This window comes from Ruegeria sp. SCP10 (assembly GCF_040329495.1).
Taxonomy (GTDB): Bacteria; Pseudomonadota; Alphaproteobacteria; order Rhodobacterales; family Rhodobacteraceae; genus Ruegeria.
This window is the reverse complement of the sequence record NZ_JBDZYF010000004.1, coordinates 21,249-40,101: the sequence shown is the minus strand read 5'-3', so window position 1 is coordinate 40,101 and position 18,853 is coordinate 21,249. Positions and strand designations below refer to the sequence as shown.

14 protein-coding genes are annotated in these 18,853 nt (G+C 55.8%); 8 read left to right on the top strand and 6 right to left on the bottom strand.

Going from position 1 to position 18,853, the window contains the following annotated elements; translation table 11 throughout:
* Nucleotides 1-2 precede the first annotated feature (2 nt).
* Genes ABLN87_RS11465 through ABLN87_RS11440 form a run of 6 tightly spaced genes read left to right on the top strand, consistent with a single transcriptional unit; the run spans nucleotide 3 to nucleotide 7,022 of the window.
* Complete coding sequence (locus ABLN87_RS11465) at nucleotides 3-1,100, top strand: ABC transporter ATP-binding protein (protein ID WP_353010334.1); 1,098 nt, start codon at nucleotides 3-5, stop codon at nucleotides 1,098-1,100.
* Nucleotides 1,093-2,085, top strand: coding sequence for an ABC transporter ATP-binding protein (locus ABLN87_RS11460; protein ID WP_353010332.1), 993 nt, complete (start codon nucleotides 1,093-1,095; stop codon nucleotides 2,083-2,085). Before ABLN87_RS11465 ends, ABLN87_RS11460 begins: the two co-directional genes overlap by 8 nt.
* 11 nt (nucleotides 2,086-2,096) lie before the next feature.
* Nucleotides 2,097-3,719, top strand: a complete 1,623-nt coding sequence (locus ABLN87_RS11455; RefSeq protein WP_353010330.1) for a dihydroxyacetone kinase subunit DhaK — start codon at nucleotides 2,097-2,099, stop codon at nucleotides 3,717-3,719.
* 7 nt (nucleotides 3,720-3,726) lie between these two features.
* A complete protein-coding gene (locus tag ABLN87_RS11450; RefSeq protein WP_353010328.1) occupies nucleotides 3,727-4,785 on the top strand; it encodes a LacI family DNA-binding transcriptional regulator in 1,059 nt (352 codons plus the stop codon).
* Between the two features lie 27 nt (nucleotides 4,786-4,812).
* The gene (locus ABLN87_RS11445) at nucleotides 4,813-5,868 is read left to right on the top strand and encodes a sugar phosphate isomerase/epimerase family protein (protein ID WP_353010326.1); all 1,056 of its coding nucleotides are present in this window, start codon (nucleotides 4,813-4,815) and stop codon (nucleotides 5,866-5,868) included.
* Nucleotides 5,868-7,022, top strand: coding sequence for a Gfo/Idh/MocA family protein (locus tag ABLN87_RS11440; RefSeq protein ID WP_353010324.1), 1,155 nt, complete (start codon nucleotides 5,868-5,870; stop codon nucleotides 7,020-7,022). The genes ABLN87_RS11445 and ABLN87_RS11440 overlap by 1 nt, the downstream gene beginning before the upstream one ends.
* A 237-nt stretch (nucleotides 7,023-7,259) precedes the next feature.
* Here ABLN87_RS11440 and ABLN87_RS11435 read toward each other — a convergent pair whose 3' ends face one another.
* On the bottom strand, nucleotides 7,260-8,117 hold the full coding sequence (locus ABLN87_RS11435) for a LysR substrate-binding domain-containing protein (RefSeq protein ID WP_353010322.1): 858 nt from the start codon (nucleotides 8,115-8,117) through the stop codon (nucleotides 7,260-7,262).
* Nucleotides 8,118-8,202: 85 nt separating this feature from the next.
* On the opposite strand from ABLN87_RS11435, the gene ABLN87_RS11430 reads away from it, so the two are divergent.
* Both ABLN87_RS11430 and ABLN87_RS11425 read left to right on the top strand, forming a co-directional pair.
* Nucleotides 8,203-9,225, top strand: coding sequence for a permease (locus ABLN87_RS11430; protein WP_353010320.1), 1,023 nt, complete (start codon nucleotides 8,203-8,205; stop codon nucleotides 9,223-9,225).
* A gap of 1,148 nt (nucleotides 9,226-10,373) precedes the next feature.
* Complete coding sequence (locus tag ABLN87_RS11425) at nucleotides 10,374-13,721, top strand: peroxidase family protein (RefSeq protein WP_353010318.1); 3,348 nt, start codon at nucleotides 10,374-10,376, stop codon at nucleotides 13,719-13,721.
* 68 nt (nucleotides 13,722-13,789) lie between these two features.
* Here the strand turns inward: ABLN87_RS11425 and ABLN87_RS11420 are convergent, their stop codons facing one another.
* From ABLN87_RS11420 to ABLN87_RS11400, 5 genes are all read right to left on the bottom strand, one after another.
* Nucleotides 13,790-14,989 (bottom strand): catalase family protein, encoded by a 1,200-nt coding sequence (locus tag ABLN87_RS11420; protein WP_353010316.1) that lies wholly within the window; start codon nucleotides 14,987-14,989, stop codon nucleotides 13,790-13,792.
* Between the two features lie 9 nt (nucleotides 14,990-14,998).
* The gene (locus ABLN87_RS11415) at nucleotides 14,999-16,483 is read right to left on the bottom strand and encodes a Dyp-type peroxidase (protein ID WP_353010314.1); all 1,485 of its coding nucleotides are present in this window, start codon (nucleotides 16,481-16,483) and stop codon (nucleotides 14,999-15,001) included.
* On the bottom strand, nucleotides 16,465-17,766 hold the full coding sequence (locus tag ABLN87_RS11410) for a hypothetical protein (protein ID WP_353010312.1): 1,302 nt from the start codon (nucleotides 17,764-17,766) through the stop codon (nucleotides 16,465-16,467). Before ABLN87_RS11410 ends, ABLN87_RS11415 begins: the two co-directional genes overlap by 19 nt.
* A gap of 21 nt (nucleotides 17,767-17,787) precedes the next feature.
* Nucleotides 17,788-18,240 (bottom strand): hypothetical protein, encoded by a 453-nt coding sequence (locus tag ABLN87_RS11405; RefSeq protein WP_353010310.1) that lies wholly within the window; start codon nucleotides 18,238-18,240, stop codon nucleotides 17,788-17,790.
* Between the two features lie 125 nt (nucleotides 18,241-18,365).
* The gene (locus tag ABLN87_RS11400; RefSeq protein WP_353010736.1) at nucleotides 18,366-18,788 is read right to left on the bottom strand and encodes a GNAT family N-acetyltransferase; all 423 of its coding nucleotides are present in this window, start codon (nucleotides 18,786-18,788) and stop codon (nucleotides 18,366-18,368) included.
* Nucleotides 18,789-18,853 lie beyond the last annotated feature (65 nt).

Sequence of the window (18,853 nt, the reverse complement as noted above, 5' to 3'; positions counted from 1 at the left end):
AAATGGCCCAGATCGTAGTCAAAAACGTAAAGAAGATGTTCGGCGATTTCACGGCTGTCCGCGAAAGCTCGTTCACGATCGAGGATGGTGAGTTTTTCATGCTGCTGGGCCCGTCCGGTTGCGGAAAAACGACAACGCTGCGGATGATCGCAGGGTTGGAGCTTCCAACCTCGGGTGAAATCTACCTGGACGGTGAAGAAATCAGCCAGCGGCCGCCATCAGAGCGAGACATTGCCTTCGTGTTCCAGATGTTCGCGCTATATCCGCATATGAACGTGCGTAAGAATATCAGCTACCCCCTGATATCGCAGGCCATGCCGCGTGCTGCTGTCAAAGCCAAAGTCGAGGAAGTCGCCAGAATTCTGGGGATCAACGACATACTCGATAGCCCGGTAGGTGGGTTGTCAGGCGGCGACAGGCAGCGTGTGGCGCTGGGGCGCGCGATTGTTCGCGAACCCAAGGCGTTCATGATGGACGAGCCGCTGGGCGCTTTGGATGCCGAGTTTCGGGAACACATGGCCGAAGAATTACGCGCGCTTCATGATCGCATGGGGGCGACAACTGTGTACGTCACACATGATCAGCTGGAGGCCATGCAAATGGGCGACAAGATCGTTGTGATGAACAACGCCGTGATCGAACAGTTTGGTACGCCGCAGGAAATCTACGACAAACCAGCGACAATGTTCGTTGCGGACTTTATCGGGTCTCCTTCGATGAACTTCCTGCCATTTCAAGAAAAGGTCGCGCCTGGCTCGGAAATGGTTCGACTGAATGGTCATGACGAAGCCGTGCCCAAACTGATGGAAGGCGCGGAAGGTGACTTGGTTTTCGGCGTTCGCCCCGAGCATGTTTTTCTATCAGACGACAGCGCCTACCGGGCCAAGGTCCTGGCCGCAGAATATTTGGGAACCACCCAGATCGTGACGCTGCAAAGCCCGAACGGAGAGCTGAAAGCCCGGATTGATGCGCGCGAAACCGTTAATCCCGGCGAGACGGTAGGATTAGAGTTTCGCTCTCCCGCAGTAACCCTGTTTGAAAAGTCTACCGGGCGCGCGTTGAGGTCCGCTCTGAACGACGAGGTACTAAGCAATGGCTGAAGTCGTGTTGGAGAATATCTCGAAGTCATTCGGCAACCTTAAGGCGGTGGATGACATCTCAATGACGATCCCCAACGGCGCTTTTGTGGTGTTATTGGGCCCGACAGGCGCAGGAAAAACAACGACGCTGAGATTGATTTCCGGACTTGAGAAACTGGATTCAGGAACGGTGCGCGTTGCCGGGCGTGACGTTGGAATAGATACACCTGCCCAGCGCGATGTGGCGATGGTCTTCCAGCAATACTCGCTGTACCCGCATATGACGGTGCGTGAGAACCTGTCTTTCCCGCTGCGGTCGCCGATCCTAAAGACGCCAGAGGATGAGATCGTCAGGAAGGTCAACGAAGTGTCGGAAATCCTGCAGATTCCGCACAAACTGGACAACAAAGCCACCGAACTGTCTGGTGGCGAAATGCAGCGTGTGTCGATCGGACGGGCGCTGGTGCGCGATCCACAGATCTTCCTGATGGACGAACCGCTCAGCTCTTTGGACGCCAAGCTACGGGCGGATTTGCGAGTCGAGTTGAAGAGGATTCAAGCCGATCTGGGGTCAACCTTGCTCTATGTGACCCACGATCAGGTCGAAGCCATGACAATGGCGACCCATATCGGCGTTTTGGAAAACGGCCGATTGGTTCAATACGGAACACCCCGGGATATCTATGAAAACCCGGGCAGTGTTTACGTTGCCAGCCGGTTGGGTCTGCCGCGGATCAACATCCTGCCGTCTGAGTTGTTCGGAGGCGATCACAAAGGCCCGCAGATCGGCCTGCGCCCAGAAAACATCATCGAAGGCGAAGGCAGCGAGGCGCGTGTTATACGCGCCGAGCATCTGGGAGATCAAACACGGCTGCACCTGGACCTGAATGGTCACCCGGTTGTGACCCTGATTGATGTCCATCAGGACTACCCATCTGGAAAGATTATAAAAATACGCCCCCACAACCCGTTGTATTTTGACGCGTCCGGCGCGCGCGTGAATTAAGGAGCAAAAGCATGGCCCAGTTCCTCAACACAAAAGAAACCCTGGTGACAGAGGCGATAGACGGCCTTCTGGCTTCCTCTGGCGGTCAGCTTACCCGGCTGGACGGCTATCCGCATATCAAGGTTGTTTACCGGTCGGATTGGGACAAGTCGAAGGTTGCCCTGGTGTCCGGAGGAGGGTCTGGTCACGAACCCGCCCATGCAGGTTTCGTTGGCGCTGGTATGTTGACGGCAGCGGTTTGCGGTGAAGTGTTTGCATCCCCGTCAGTCGAGGCGGTTTTGGCGGGTATTCTTGCGGTCACGGGTGAGGCTGGGTGCTTGCTGATCGTCAAGAACTACACCGGTGACCGGCTGAACTTTGGGCTGGCCGCGGAACGCGCACGAGCTTTGGGCCGCAAGGTCGAGATGGTCGTCGTCGATGATGACATCGCCCTGCCCGACCTGCCGCAACCACGTGGCGTGGCGGGTACGTTGTTCGTTCACAAAATAGCCGGGGCGCTTGCCGAAAGCGGTGCCAATTTGGACACAGTCAGCGCCGCAGCGAGACGGACCATTACAAAGGTTGTCAGCATCGGTATGAGCTTGGACACCTGTACCGTTCCGGGATCTCCAAAAGAAGACCGGATCGCACCTGGCAAAGCAGAGCTCGGCTTGGGCATCCACGGCGAGCCCGGTGTACAGCAAGTCGAATTCTCAGATGCTGTATCGGCTATGTCCACAGTGGTTGAGAAGTTAAAGCAAAGGTTGGGTGCTGGGGATTGTGTGGCGTTGGTCAACAACCTAGGTTCTACAACTCCGCTGGAAATGGCTGTCCTCACGCATGCGTTGTCCGAAACTGGTATAGCCCACCATATCATTGGCCCGGCACCCATGATGACATCGCTGGATATGCACGGGTTTTCGGTTTCCATTCTGCCCGTGGATCAGGACGATTTGTCAGCCCTCGAAGCACCCGTTGATCTGGCCGCATGGCCCGGGGTCAATTCCATCAACCCGATAACAGTAGCACCATTGCCTGATGGCCTGACCCCGATCGATCCAATCCCTTCGAACAATCCCGCAACAAAGGAAACGATCACCCGGTTGTCTGAGCTGCTCATCAACGCAGAAAAGAACCTGAACGAGCTGGACGCAAAATCCGGAGATGGCGATACAGGAAGCACACTGGCCACTGCCGCAAGAGCGTTGCAAGGTAGCCTTGACCGCATGCCGCTTGCTGATCTGACGCAACTGTTTCCAGCGTTGGGCAATGAGTTAAGCCAGACAATGGGTGGGTCATCCGGTGTGATCCTTGCGATCTTTTTCAACGCAGCCGGGGATGCCTGTGCGAGCGGGGCTTCGGTACCGAAGTCTCTGGTCGAAGGTCTGAATCGCGTCAGCCAGGTTGGGGGCGCCAAGGTCGGTGACCGGACAATGATTGACGCCTTGGCCCCTGCCCTTGCCGCACTGCCATCTGGTCTGACGCATGCGGCCGAGGCTGCCCGAGAAGGCGCGAACAACACCGCAAATATTCGTCGTGCGAAGGCGGGCCGGGCGGCCTATGTTCCCGAAGAAAACCTAGTTGGACATAACGATCCCGGCGCTGAGGCTGTTGCTTTGTTGTTTGAAGGCTTAGCGCGGGAGATTGAGGGCTGAGGAACACGTGGAAGATCAAAAACAAAAACTAGAATTGGTGAAGAAGCCAACTGTCAATGACCTCGCGCGCGTCGCGGGTGTCAGTCTGGCGACTGTTGACCGGGTCTTGAACAGACGCCCCGGCGTGCGGGCCGTAACTGTACAGAAAGTACAAAAGGCAATTGATGAGCTGGGGTATGTGCGCGACACCGCTGCGGCCAACCTTGCGCGAAACCGTGTTTACAGTTTCCTCTTTGTTCTGCCGGACACGGACAACGAGTTTGTGGAGGCGATCAGCAGTCAGATCGCAGAACAATCCCGCGACCAATTTATCGAGCGGACTCGCATTGAAATAAAGAAGGTCGCCCCGTTTGAGCCGCAAGATATCGTCAACATTCTGGATGCTGTCGACAGTTTGGATGTAGACGGAGTCGCCGTTTTCGGGCCCGAGACGCCTTCTGTTCGGGATGCTGTTAAAAGGCTCAGGGATAAAGGCGTTCCGGTGGTCGCCTTGGTGTCTGACTTGCCGAGTTCCGAGCGAGACCATTTCGTGGGAATCGATAACGTTTCGGCAGGACGAACCGCCGCTCAGTTGATGGGGCGGCTTGTCCATCGCGACGGCAAGGTCTTAGTTCTTACAGGCTCTCGTTTGGCGCGTGACCACCTGGAACGTCGCCAAGGCTTTGACCTTGTTGTGGCTGAGGAATTTCCGCACCTCCAAGTCGTAGCGTCCGTCGAAGGCCGGGATGACCCGGATCTGATTTACAAGATGATGCCCGAAATCTTTGAAACCTATCCGGATCTGGTCGGAATATACTCGTCAGCGGCGGGCAATGCGGGCCTGATACAATTTCTTTCAGAGAACAGGTTCAGCAAGGATCTAGTGATAATAGCGCATGAGCTTACGCCGCTCAGTCGTGAGGCGCTTAGGCTTGGCACATTTGACGCCTTAATCTCGCAAGACACCGGGCATATTGTTCGTTCAGCCGTCCGTCTATTGCGCGCAACTTCGGATAAGGTTCCATTCAACAAAGCGCAGGAACGTATCCGTATCGACATCTATCTGAAGGAAAATTTACCGCCGTAGAGGCTTAGGTTTTGGGGAGGAAATTTTATGAAGACGATCAAAGGTCCAGCTTTGTTTCTTGCGCAATTTGCGGGGGACGAAGCACCGTTCAATTCGTGGGACGCGATCACCAAATGGGCGGCTGATTGTGGATACAAGGGCGTTCAAGTTCCCAGTTGGGACGGACGGTTGTTCGACCTCGAGCAGGCCGCGTCCAGCGCGGGTTACTGCGATGACTTCAAAGGAAAAGCCCAAGAAAATGGTGTCGAAGTCACCGAACTTTCAACGCACCTTCAGGGCCAGCTTGTGGCCGTTCACCCGGCCTATGACAGTGCGTTTGATGGTTTCGCCGCCGAAAGCGTTCGTGGCAACCCGAAAGCCCGGCAAGAATGGGCCGTGGATCAGGTCAAAAAGGCACTGTCAGCGTCAAAGAACCTGGGCATTTCGGCGCACGCGACATTCTCAGGCGCGTTGGCATGGCCCTATGTTTACCCCTGGCCGCAGCGTCCTGCGGGCTTAATTGAAACGGCATTTGATGAGCTGGCGCGCCGTTGGGTGCCGATCCTTGATCACGCCGAAGACTGCGGCGTTGATGTCTGCTACGAAATCCACCCCGGAGAAGACCTCCACGATGGTGTGACGTACGAGATGTTTCTGGAACGGACGGGAAATCACCCACGGGCCTGCATGCTATACGACCCGTCGCACTACGTGCTGCAATGCCTCGACTATCTGGACAATATCGATATCTACAAAGACCGGATTCGGATGTTCCATGTGAAAGATGCCGAGTTTAACCCGACCGGGCGGCAGGGTGTCTATTCCGGGTATCAAAGCTGGGTCGATCGGGCCGGGCGGTTCCGTTCACTGGGCGATGGTCAGGTGGATTTCGGGGCTGTGTTTTCAAAAATGGCCGCGAATGACTTTGATGGCTGGGCTGTGGTCGAATGGGAATGCTGTCTCAAACACCCCGAGGATGGTGCGCGTGAAGGCGCTCAGTTCGTGTCAGATCACATCATCCGTGTGACCGAAAAAGCCTTTGATGATTTCGCTGATGGTGGCGCAGACGAAGCCGCCAATCGTAAAATGCTGGGGATTGAGTGATGGTCACAGGACGCAGTGAAGAAACCTCAGGACGCATTCGCCTTGGCATGGTTGGCGGCGGAAACGACGCCTTCATAGGCGGCGTTCATCGCATAGCCGCGCGATTGGACGACAAGTTCGAGCTAGTTGCCGGTGCGTTGTCTTCGACGCCCGAAAAATCCATTGAAAGTGGTCAGGCACTGGGCCTCGAACGGGTCTATGAAGACTTCAAACAAATGGCGATAAGGGAAGCCCGGCTGAAATCTGGGATCGAGGCGGTCTCAATCGTCACGCCAAATCACGTCCATTATGCAGCCGCGCGTGAGTTCCTGAAACGCGGTATTCATGTCATTTGTGACAAGCCACTCACCTCGACTCTTGCCGATGCAAAAAAGCTGGTCAAAGCAGCGGAAAGCGCGAATGCCTTATTCATCTTGACCCACAATTACACGGGCTATCCAATGGTTCGGCAGGCGCGTGAAATGGTTACCAACGGCGATATTGGCAAGATCCGCGTGGTTCAGGTTGAATACCCGCAGGACTGGCTGACCGAGCAGCAGGATTTCAAACAGGCTGAGTGGCGAACCGATCCCGAACGCTCGGGCGCGGGTGGATCAACCGGTGACATAGGAACCCATGCCTACAACCTCGCTTGCTTTGTAACCGGGCTGACAGCGGAAAGCCTTGCGGCGGACTTGCAGGCCTTTGTGCCGGGGCGCAAAGTCGATGACAACGCCCATGTTCTGCTTCGTTTCCAAGGCGGCGCGCGGGGTATGCTGTGGTCGTCTCAGGTGGCTCCCGGCAATGAAAACGCACTTCGGTTGCGGGTCTACGGCGAAAAAGGTGGGCTGGAGTGGTCTCAGGAAGATCCCAATTACCTTTGGTTCACGCCATACAACGAACCCAAGCGCCTGATCACCCGACATGGAGCTGGAACTGGGGATGCCGCCAATCGATTGAGCAGAGTCCCTCCGGGCCATCCCGAGGGATATCTTGAAGGTTTCGCCAATATCTATGGAGAGGCTGCTGAGGCGATCCAAGCTTTCCGAAATGGGATTTCACCTGACGCATCCGTTGCTTATCCAACGGTCCATGACGGGCTCAATGGTGTTAAGTTTGTAGCCGCATGTGTGCAAAGCTCTTCAAGGAATGCGGCTTGGGTCAGCTTAACTTGAAATCTGGCGTTGGGCATGGGGCAAACATCTCAGAAGGCACCGTGGGTAGGCGCACCTGACGTTTCGCATCGATCCGCGCCAGTCCCTGCTCGACAAGCACCTCAACCTGCCGCAGCCCCGTGACAGTTTCCTCGGGTTCGTGTCGCTTGTCTCAAATCGTGGATCCTCCGTTCTCCTGAACATAGCCGTCATTGATCCAGCGTGCAGAGAAGAGCGGGAGAGAGTCAGAACAGCCCATCATACTCTGGACAAAAATGCGGCTCGGATAGATTCCTTCATAGCGTCTAGAGGCCCATACTCCTTTGCTCTACTTGGTGCCATCACTAGCTTGGAGGTAGGCGTAGCCTTAAAGCCCAACCCCTCGTTGACCACCACCAGTCCAGGGTGAAGCGACGACCGGCCCAGCAATCCAACCGCGATCCCTGCCTCTACCGCTGCAATCACGCCGGACACGCTTTGGCTTGAATAGACGATACGGTAGGGCTTTCTAAGGGCTTGTAACGAACCGATTGCTGCGTCGCGCCACCAACACGCTTCATCGAAAAGGGCCACTGGTAGGACTTCTTCGACTGAAAAATCCCGATGTGCCGAAGACACCCAACAAGTCGGGTCTTCATAGAGGAGTTCCTCATGGTCAGATGGAGTTTCGACCTCATAAACCGCAAGGTCCAACAGCTGATTGTCCAGCGCATCAGGGAAATTTGCGCTCAAAGCGCAGGTGACCTCCAGTTCGACTTTAGGATGATGACTGGTAAACGCCGCAATAATCTCCGCGAGTTTGGCGCGCCCGTGATCGTCGGGTATGCCCAAGCGTAGTTTTCCGCTCACAGAATTGTGGGAAATCTCCCTCTGTACCGCGTCAAGGCGGGCCGTCACGTCTTTCGCAACAAACAGCAACGCCTGCCCGGCATCGCTCAACACAACCCCGCGACCATGCCGATCAAAAACAGAGCGGCCCAGAATGGATTCCAGGCGTTTTATCTGAAGGCTCGTTGCAGATTGGGACCGGTGGATACGAGCTGCGCCATCCGTGACGCTTCCCGCCTCAGCCACAGCAACGAAAGTTCGCAGAAGATCGCTATCCAGATTTTCCATCAGTTTTTCCAATATCTGAAATTGAAACTATTCGTTTTAAAGATGGCTCTTGCCACTCTAACTTTCAAGTTCAAAGGAGTAGGCAATGTCCGATCAAACCGCTGCCCATCAACCATCTACCCGCAAACACCTAGTGTGGGGCGTTTCTCTGGTGCTGTTGTCGGGTGTCTGTCTTATTTGGCCGGAACACTCGGCAAACACTGCAAAGTTCGTCGTCTTGGGCTTGATTGTCGTCGCTCCAATCGTGATTCCGGGCATCTTCCTCGCGGCCTGGATCATTGCCAGCAGCGCGGACACTCATATTGCTGCTGCCTTTGAGGGCAGGACAATGCGAACGGTGTTGGCCGCGTCGCTGATCGGAGCCGTTACGCCCGTTTGCGGTGTTACCGTGTTGCCGTTAATGGCTGGGTTGCTGGCTGCGGGTGTGCCACTTGCACCGATCATGGCATTCTGGCTGTCCTCTCCGATAACGGACCCGGCGATGCTCGCGACCACCGCCGCAACATTGGGTCTAAGCTTTGCGATTGGCAAAACTCTTGCAGCTTTCGGATTGGGTGTATTCGGGGGCGCGATTACCGGGCTATTTTCCAGGGCACCTTGGGCAATGAATGCGCTTCGCGGCAATGATCTCGCACGCCAACTGAGTGCTGCGCGATGCGGCGAAGGTCAGCCCTTTGATCCCTGGGTATGGCGGTCTGAGGCGAGACGACGTTCCTTCGGCAAACAATTCTGGGCGACCAGTCGGCTTATACTTATTTGCCTGATACCGGCGTTTGCAGCCGAGTACGCCCTAAACACGGCACTGACGCCTGGATCGCTGGCTGTATATGTCGGGGAAGACAAATGGTGGGCCATACCCGCCGCTGTCTTCATTGGTGCCCCAGCCTATATCGACGGGTACGCGGCACTCCCACTTACGCGAGGGTTGATCGACAATGGCATGTCCAAAGGCGCGGCGATGGCATTCCTTGTATCGGGCGGCGTAGTCAGCATCTGGGGTGCAATGGCCATCGTACCAGTGCTCAAACTGAAGCCATTCATGCTATATCTGTTGCTTGCTGTACTTGGGTCGATTGGAGCGGGGTATGTCTTTGGGTGGATCGTTTAAGAACCAACCCAAACTGAAAGCAAGCGGTCAACAAATGGCAATTCTGCCCACCAACACGGAAATCTCTAAACTCGAGTTGAACGTCCGGTGTGGGTCGTCCTTATCGCAGTTAACCACCTCTATATGTAGGTAACTGCCTGCTCCCAAAGGTCGCGAGAGACACGAGACCGCCCAAATCAGCATGTTAAAAAACACCTACAACCTCAAACCCTACCGCCAAGATGGCCGATCTCGCAGGGCCCAATTACTCAAGATGATGTGATTGCAGACTTCTATCAGATGGGTCGCATACAGCGATAATGTGACGATTTGATTACCGTGTTCAAAAACGGAGGTGGTGCGCATCTCGATCTAACCACTAGCTATTTCATTCTCTCATCCTGGCAAGCCGCTTGAACAGGTCACGACATGCGCATTGAACGTGGAACAACGCTTTCGATTTCAATTTTTCTACAATTGGGATTTCTCAGGGCTGCAGCAGACGATCCGATATCGGACATTGCCTGAGATAACGTGTATGGCCGCTCTGTCCGCTTGCTGCTCGAAACCTTCGAGAGAGACCGAAACGTCCAGGTGAGCTCTGGCATCGGGATGGAGTCGAAGTGAGCATTCCAGTCGCGAGTATAGGCTTTTGAGGGCAGTCGAATAGCATGGCCTCGTGCCGGACAAATTTTTTAATCGAAGCGGGAATAGCGGGCGACAGAACGGCTGTAACACCGCCTGGTAAAGCGCCTTGGTTTTGTTGCCAATCGGATCATACCGGACAAAGTGCGCTCGCCGCCGCTCAGCCTCAACGATCCAAAATCACCTCCACAAGGCCTTTGACGCCTGGAATGTCGCCACTTAAGCCGCTTTAAATCCCAGCATCAGCACTTCTTTGTGGACTGGGCGTTAACGTGAAAACACTCATAAGCGGGGAACGGTACCGACGCGCGTCAGGCGGGAGTTACGCAACTGAGCCTCTGGGAGACGAGGTTTAAGGCTCCACGGTTATGCCAGAAAAAACAGTCGCGCTGAAAAGCCTTGTAAATTAGAATAAACCCTATCCAGCCAGCAAATTTAGGCTGGCAGGTGTCACGTTTCTACATCTCATTCAGGGTTTTTGGTATCTTGTAGCACCTCAACCCAAATTATTGTTGGAGGTTGAAATGAACGTCGTTTCTGGATGTCCTGTTGCTGCCAAGCACAACCAGCGGGTCGATTTTGTCTCTGACGATCCGCTGGAAAACATAAATGCAGGCAATTTTTCGACAGCCATAAAGCTATATATCGAACGCCACGAAGAGGGTCTTGCGACTGCGGAAGATTATGCCCTCGGCGCGCATGCTTTCCGCAATGTGGGAGACTTCCCCTCGGCAGCGGATTGGTTCGAGAAGGCCGCTCAGAAAGACCCAAGCCATAAGTTTGCGGTATTCTGGACCCAGCAGATCGACAAGAACCGAGTGGATGGGCAAAACGGCGCGGGTATCCTTCGACCCAACGAACTGACGGAAGAATATCTAAAGACCGATCCGGCCAAGGCGTATGAGGGCCACAAAGATGCGTGGGTTTTGTGTACAGATTTCAAACGGCCAGGAGATCATATCCCCGAAAAATCGCTGCTGGACAGGGCGCGAAACTTCAAGGATTCTCTGGTTTCTCTGGCGCTAGGTCCCGTTGGTGCCTGGGCGAATTCCGGCGCGACGCCTGGCAATGCGGGCCGTTGGACGCAGCGCAAGCTTGGCATTCTGCGGCTCGCGGCTTTGGGCGATGCGCGTACGCAGATGGAAAAGGGCGAACGCGACCCTGACGAAGAGCGCGGTGACATCGTCGGTCAGCTGCCCAAGGGCGACATACCAAAATGGGCGGATTCTGGCTTTTCCCCTGATGGCGCGTATCTTGATACACAATTTGGGCCAGGCGAAGGCCGTGTGGGCCAAGAATTTGTCGATCACGGCCTTCAAAAAGGCTATCGCCCGCAAGACCAGTCCCAAAATCCAAAACTGCCGAACGAAGCGGATGTTGCGAAAGTCTTTGGCTATCGCAATGGCCAAACCATAGAAGCGAAAACAGCCAGTTTTCATGCCGCCGCCCACCTGCAGCAGCTGGTCCATGACGTGGCACAAACCGCGCCGGACAATGCGTTAAAACACGCGATTCCCATCGACCCCGACAGTGAATGGGCCGCGCTTGGTGTGAAATATGATTGGAGTCGGTCCGATGCGCCGCATGCCTTGCGCGAAGATGGCGAAGGCATGCATGGCACCACTGTCTGGTGGGACATGAGCCACATCTACGGCAGCGATATCGAAACGCTGGCAGAGGTGCGCTCTTACCCGGACGGCACGCCAGTGCCAGGCGGCAAGCTCTATCTGGAAGACACCGAGGAAGACGGCACAGGCGGATTTCTTCCGCTGAAAGACGTGTCTGTTAGTGAAGATGGCCCGCTGCAAAAGCAGATTGTTACCGGCTTTGGGCGCAATATGACGGCCCCATTGGAAGCAGAACACACGCTCTACGCGCGCCACCACAATTGGGTCGCGGAGGTTCTGAAGGAGCGGTATCCGGACTGGTCCGATAATCAGATTTTCCAGATCGCGCGGCGCGTAATCACAATGACCTATGTGAAAATCCATACTGGTACCTGGACGCACACGCTGTTTGCCAACGAAGCCGTGGTCAACGGGTTGAACGCCAATCTGTTCGGGCGCGCGGAACGCAAGCTGCCGCATTTCGACAAAAAGATCTACCGGCCTGAACAAGGCACGGATCCTGTGGCCCACGGCATTGCCGCCGGAAAGGTCGAAAAGAACAAGCCCGAGATCAAAGGAAACTTTTTCAGCAAGGCCTACCGTTTTGGTCATCAAATCTGGGTCGATCAACTGAAATGCCCGCCCATCGGAGAGACCGCCAAAGATGGCACGCGCGAAGTGAACATGATGAACTTACGCGAGCTTGATGGCCACCAATTCCTCAAGGATGAGGGCTTGGGCGCTGTCTACTATTACATGATGAATACCCGTCTTGGCGCGCCCGTTGCGGGCAATACGGCCGATTTCTTCCGGAACATGGCGACCGAAGAAGGTGTTATGAACATGTTGGAGCAGGAAATCCGCAAGGACCGCGAGCGTGGCACGCCCTTCTGGACAGATTATCAACGGGCCCACAATATTCCGCCAAGCGAGAAGTGGGAACACCTGTTCCTTGATCCATCAAGCGAGGCATCCAAAGCAACGATTGCAAAGCTCCAAGAACTCTACCCCGAAGGTATTGAAACACTGGATGCGATCATCGGGCTGACCTTGAATGAGCATCGGCCCGAGGGTCTGGCCATCACCAACGAAGGTTTTCAGACCTTTGTGCAGGAAGCCACCAGCCGCATCCGCAAAAACCCCTACCTCACCGAGAAATGGCGCCCGGACGAAGTTGGGTGGACGGCCATCAATCTGGTAGAGGCCGTTGATAAGGAAAAAATGCTATACCTGCATTGCCCGGAACTGCGCGATTGGCTGGAGACCAGAAAGACGGTCAACACCTACGAATATGTAGGCACTTCGGCAGCCGAGGCCCCGGACGAACATCCGCTGGAATCCAATGGTATCATCACCTGGGGCGATCAGCATATTCGTGACATGGGTCTTGGTGATCCGTGGAAGGACGCACATTTCAAAAACAACGTGCCCAACCGACTGATCCGCTTGGCACATGGGGACTCGGTTTATATCGTCGACATAACGGATGGTGTCGTGTTTGCCGATTTGGAAGGTAAAGGCCGTGTCTTTGCCCGCGATATGCTGACCAAAGATCCCGATGACGTCACCCGCGCCGATTTGATTGCCGCGGCCAACGCCATTCTGGACGAGAAAAATTACCCTTGGCCCGGCTACCAATCGCCTGATCATCCCGGCTTTGCGAGCGAGTGGGTTCTAACGCAGAAAGAAGTGAACCAGCTCAGAGGTTATCGCAAGGACGAGAAACGCGAAGGCGTACAGCTCAAGTTGACGGATATGGAAAAGCATATCCTTCCCTTCAATCTGGGTAATGACATTTCGCGTGCTGGGCTGCCGGAAAACCTGAAAGGCTGGCAAACGTTTGAAACAAGCGGATCTCGGGCCATGTTTCTGACCCTTGGGTCGACCTTCAAATTTGGTGGATTAAAAAACCTCCTACTTGGTCGCGGCATTCCGCTGAAAGAGATGGCGAAACGCCGACCAGGCAAACGCACGACGGTCTATGATGAAAACGGCATGATCGATGAAGATTTGCTGGCGGACTATATGGGGACACTGACTGACATGGCTGCAAAGCATGGCGATGGTCTGATCCCGGAACAAGAGTTCATGGCGCTCTTAGAAGAGAAGAACGCTTTGGATGATCTCACCACCAAGCAATGGGAGTCATTCTTCCGCATGCTCACCCGCGCGGGCCAGCCAGCGGGCATACGTCCGTCGGACTTTGAAGGTCTTTACCGCAATACGCTGCTGCCGGAAATGTTTGAGCGGTTCGCCTCACTTTAGGTGTTTGGTCCTGCGGTGAAACGCTGCATCTGGCCGCTCCAAATCTTCGCAACTGGGTAGCGAAACTGTCATTCGAACGTCTCGGAGCCGTCCGGTTCAACGTGATCAGCCTTGTTCATTTTCTGGCGAAAGGCCGCCAATTCCTGGTACATGCGCCGCCGCGCCCGGCTTTGATTCCCAAGTGGGCGGTGTTCAGGCAGCGAATGCCAGGGATTGATCCGCAGGTTCCGCGCAAAGGACATTTGGGCGGGCGTGTCGAAATCCTGCTGAGGGATATGGATGTGTGCGACCGGTATCCAGGGCGATTTATCTTCGGGCCACAGCACCGAGGCGTCCTCGATGGGCATCAGATGCGGATCGGTCTGGATCTGAACCAGCATCTCGAACTCGACTGGACCCGCGCGTAGCGCGCGTGCCATGTTGTCTCGTAGGTAGTTCGGGGGCACGCGTCCGAAGGGGACGCCGGGAATATTCATCGGAACATCGGTGAGCGGCCTGTAGGAGTAGAGCATGGCCTGCCCTTCACCCAGCAGATACGGCACACAGCTAAAATAGCGTTGGCCCAACGGATTGTACTGTGTTTCGTTCCACAGCCCCTGCATGAGAAAGTCGATCAGATGCGTGTCCTTGGGGTTCAGAAAATACCAGATCGGTTCGTCGATGGTGCTCCAATACTGCAGTTTGGCGTTCTCGCGTACGTCTGGTGTGACAAATGTTGGCGTGACGACAGCGGGCCAGTCCTGCGTGAATTTCTCTTCTTCCATCAGCTTAGGGCCGGGCACGTCCATCAGTTTGACTGACATGGACCCAAACCCGACATCGCGGATATCTTCGGGCACGTCGGGGCCGGGCCCGGCGAAACGAATATAGGCGGGATAGCTTCGTTCATCTGCGAACACGCCTTTGCGCAGGTGCTCGGGCAAATCGGACTTCACAGTAAAGGTCGCGCGCACCAGCCCATGGGTTTTTGTATTCCCGCCGCGTTCGTAGGCGCCGGGTTGAAAATGCAGGTTCATCTGCTCGCGCATCTCATCGATGATCGTCTGCAGGGCCTCTTCTTCCCAGTCGAATATCTTCTCCTCAGCCAGACCAAGCCCGAGGTTTGGACGCTTGCGGTTCTTGAAGCGCTGAAGGAACCGGGCCGCGGGGTCGCGTATGAGGCGATTTAGCTGCGGGCGGAAAAACGGTTCGAGCCTGCGTTCGAAGTTCAGCCCGATCTGAAGCAGAGAATGCAAAAACCGGCGAATAACAAGAAGGATGGCACGCATGAGTATCTCCTAGTCCTTCTGCTCGGCCAGAAAGCGTAACGCGCGCATGCCGGGCAGGAAGAAATAGCCGCCGCCCTTGACGGTCACGAATTGGGGCAGACCTTCGAGCCGCTTTGCAATGCCGGTCGCGTTCTGGATACTGAAACTGTCTGAGGGCACGCCACCGACGGGTTCGCGGCTGCCGACGAGCGGATCCGCTTCACCATGCAGACCATCGAAGGTTGGGGAGGCCATCCATGCGTTCTGGACGAATTCGAACTGACGCGTGATGTCGGCGCAAAGGCAGATGAAATGCAGCCCCCTTGCTTCTTGGGTGTCAGGCATGCCCGACAGCGCTTGTTCGGGAGACAGCGGCGGGCCATAAGCACGTCCGCGACGGGCAAGACGGTGAAACCGTGTCGAGGCGACGAGATCGTGCCGGCCCGGCAGGCCATCACGTCTCCGCCGGAACCCGAGAGTGCTGGTAAGCCAGGCCCATCGGCTATCAACACCAGGTGGCTGGTCACCGGTTCGCGGGTTGGCCCGCCGGATATGAGCGCCGACCGGGCAGACGACGCCATCGACGTCATCCTCATAGGTGAAATCGTTCCCCTTTCGCCCGCCGTCAATCTCGCGCCGCCCCCTAATCAAGGGCGTGCCGTCCCGCGCGCGGCCCACCATTGCGGTCGCCAACGCCTCGCGCCACGCCGCGTCCCCGTTTGCCGCCGTATCCAGATACTGCCAGAACCCCGCCACATCCTGCTCAAGCTGGCGCAGGACCAGATAGCTGCCGTTACGTCCGAAGTCGTGATGCCCCTCGCCACCAATGATCTGTGGGGCAGGTGAGACTTCCTTGTATTCATTGACATGGCCCAAAACGATCTCGCCGGGTGCTATAAGGTTGGCGTATTTCTCACGGCCATGTTTTGGCGGCGGGCTTTGTTGTTCCCAATCCACTTTTGGCTCGCTGATACCGTCTGCAAAACCGAAAGGTTCAATACTGTCATTTAGGCGTGTCGGCAGTGCGTGGGCGATGTCGAAGGCATCTTTGAAAACGCCTTTCAGCAAATTCGATTTCAAGGAATCGAGTCCGCCCTCGCGCGCATAGAGCATCAACAGAACGTGGACCTCACTACCATCCCAGACCCAGTTTTCCGGAGCATTCCCGCCGGTGTCGCCAAGCCGCCGAGTACGGCTTTCCTCGCCTGCCATCCCCGCTAGGAACGGCTGCGAAAATTGCGAGAGAACCTCACCCGGTAGACCAAGGGCCTGCAATCCGCTGGCTGTGAACGCGACCTGCAGCGCAGCCTCCGGGGGGGTGTCCAACCACTCGGCTGAGGTAATCGGCGCGGCAGTCAACCAATCCCGCGCGGCCTGCGCATCTGAGATGGTTAGCAATAGGAACTCGGCCTCTGTCAGCTTGCCATGGCCAAACCGGACCAAGCCCTGCATGTCGGAAAAGTCGGGCCGTGTGACCGGGATATCGCCGTTTTCTTTCATATTTTTGCCAGCCATTTCCGCAATGCCCTGAGCCCGACGGGGCGTTGCTCAAGCCCCGCGCGGATCTGTGAATGCCTGTCGAGGTCGATTGCCGTCAGACCGGGATACGCCTTGTACCACACCAGTGTGGCTTGCTGACGGTTTCGCAGAAACCGTTTGAACTTGCTCTCTTGCTCGGCCCCATCTTTGATCAGAAACCGTGTACTTGGATACCCAACGCCATTTGAAAACACGAGGTTGAGCCCCCAGGCGACCTTGTTGACGAAATCGTCCATGTAGCTTTCCAACGCCCCATCGTAGTTGCTGCAGAACATCACGCGGCGTTTGTTGTCGAAATAGACCCACCGCGCGAAATGGATTGTCTGCACGCGGGTCAGGTAGCCGCGCGGAAAGATGTGTTTGGCAGCGTAATTCAGAAGATACAGCGCGACCGTTGTGATCGCGCGCCGGAAACCACCGGGCTTTAGATCGCCAACCGCAGTAAATGGGTTGGTGACATCGTGATCTTCAAAGGTCCCCATTTCAGCAATATGTGCGTCGTCCGGACGCGGCAGGATTTCGGGGTCGGACCGTTCAAGCCGGCGCAGCCTCCACAGCAGCAGCGGGGAGGCCAGCAAAACAAGTGGCGAAATAGCCAGCAGCAGCAAGGGCACCGCGATCTTCTCGATCCAGTCTCTTGCGACCTGTGGCAGCGGCGCTGGTTGCGGCGGCGTCAGGCGCAAACGTCCTGCCTGCTGTTCGGTCGAGACGAATTCTCGCAGACGCTCATGCAACAGAATGGCGTCATCCGTGCCATGTGCATCCACAAGCGCGCGCAATTCCGGTTTCAGTGCCTTTGCAAGTGCAGCTTCTTCGCGAACCTGCTGCACGGTGCGACCGCGCATGTTCACGTAATTGGCGGCCTCGACGACGTTGTGCCGGGCCATCCAATCGCTCAGGTCCGTATCTTCGTGGAAGCCTTCGCAATGCGAAAAGATCCGTCGCAATCCTTCGCCCGCCTGATTTGCCAACTCTTCCAGAAAGCTGTCCCGATCTCCGTCCATGTCACCCAAAAAGGCCAGATGTGGTGGGAATGGGCGAGCTTCAACCTCGTAGGCTTCGATGTCGCGCCATGTGTCGACCTGAGTAAGGAAGAACCGCGCGACGTGCAGACGGTCAAACTCTGCAAAGGGCACAATCGGGTTCTTCGAGTCCGCAAGCCCGGGTTTGACGGCCATTTCGGACAGCAGCGCGCGCAAATCGTAAATCCGCCCTTCATCGACAGGGGCCAAAATCAGAAATGTGCTTTGCTGCGTCATGGCAGGACGAGTCTACCACATTTAGGGCGATGACGTATCGACATTGAAGTCCAGCGCAAAATCGATCAATCGATTGTCATCCCAATAGACTTTACCCAGATAAAGACCGGGACCGACGGCACGTATCTCGTCGCGAATCCACTGCGCAAGAAGCGACGTATCGGAGTAATCCAAAACGATGCACTCCTTTCCATCAAGCCAGCTTGTGTCCTTGTAGACTTTGGCCAAAATCGCATTCAGCCCGAACGGTAGGATGCGATTGCGTAACACGCCTTTCTGCTGGTCGAAGACTTTGCCCTGCCAGGCAAAACTGTTGATGAAGCGCGAGATCAGCGGTGTGAACCTGGTGCCTGGAGCCACAATGGCAGTCCCCTCGGCCTCGCCGTCGGGTATATTCCCGGCCGCCACGCTGGAGAACAATTCGTCCAGTTCCTGCTGACTCAAGTCCATGAGGGATTCGACGCTATGTGCCATGATGGCCTCCTTCCATGAAAGTGTGTTGTTAGGCGTCCTCCAGAGTGACCTGCACGGCCTTTTCGCCGACCATGTAAACGGAAGATGGGCGGTATCGCAAACTTTGGTATGTTTCCAAGCTATCGCTATGAGCGGGTGGATATAGCAATCGAGCTCTGCAAATAGACGGAATCCTCCTGCCGAAGGTCCAATCTGCCCCTTGCGGATCCTGTTGATTGTCTTGATGCCCGCGAGCCTCTTCCGCGAACGGGTGACCGTGCTATTTTGTTCTTTGGCTGTGCTCGCGAGCCTTCATGGATAAGGCGTCTGTTTGTCAGTCGGGGTAGAACCGTATTGAGGATAGAAGGTCGGGACGCCCAACACGAACACTGGGCCGCGCTGATAGACTTTAAGTGTTCGATACTGGTTTCCATCAACTCCTTGCCGACGCCACGGCCTTGATACTCCGGCAGCACAGCCAACAGAGCTAGGACAAAGCACTTCAAGTGCGGTGCCGTGTCGATTGTGAGCGGGGTATAGCAGGCATGTACGACCCTCTCATAAGCCATGGAAAAGCTGCCATCTGTAATCAGGTCATCCGCAAAATCGGCATATGCTGGCAGTTGCTCTTCAC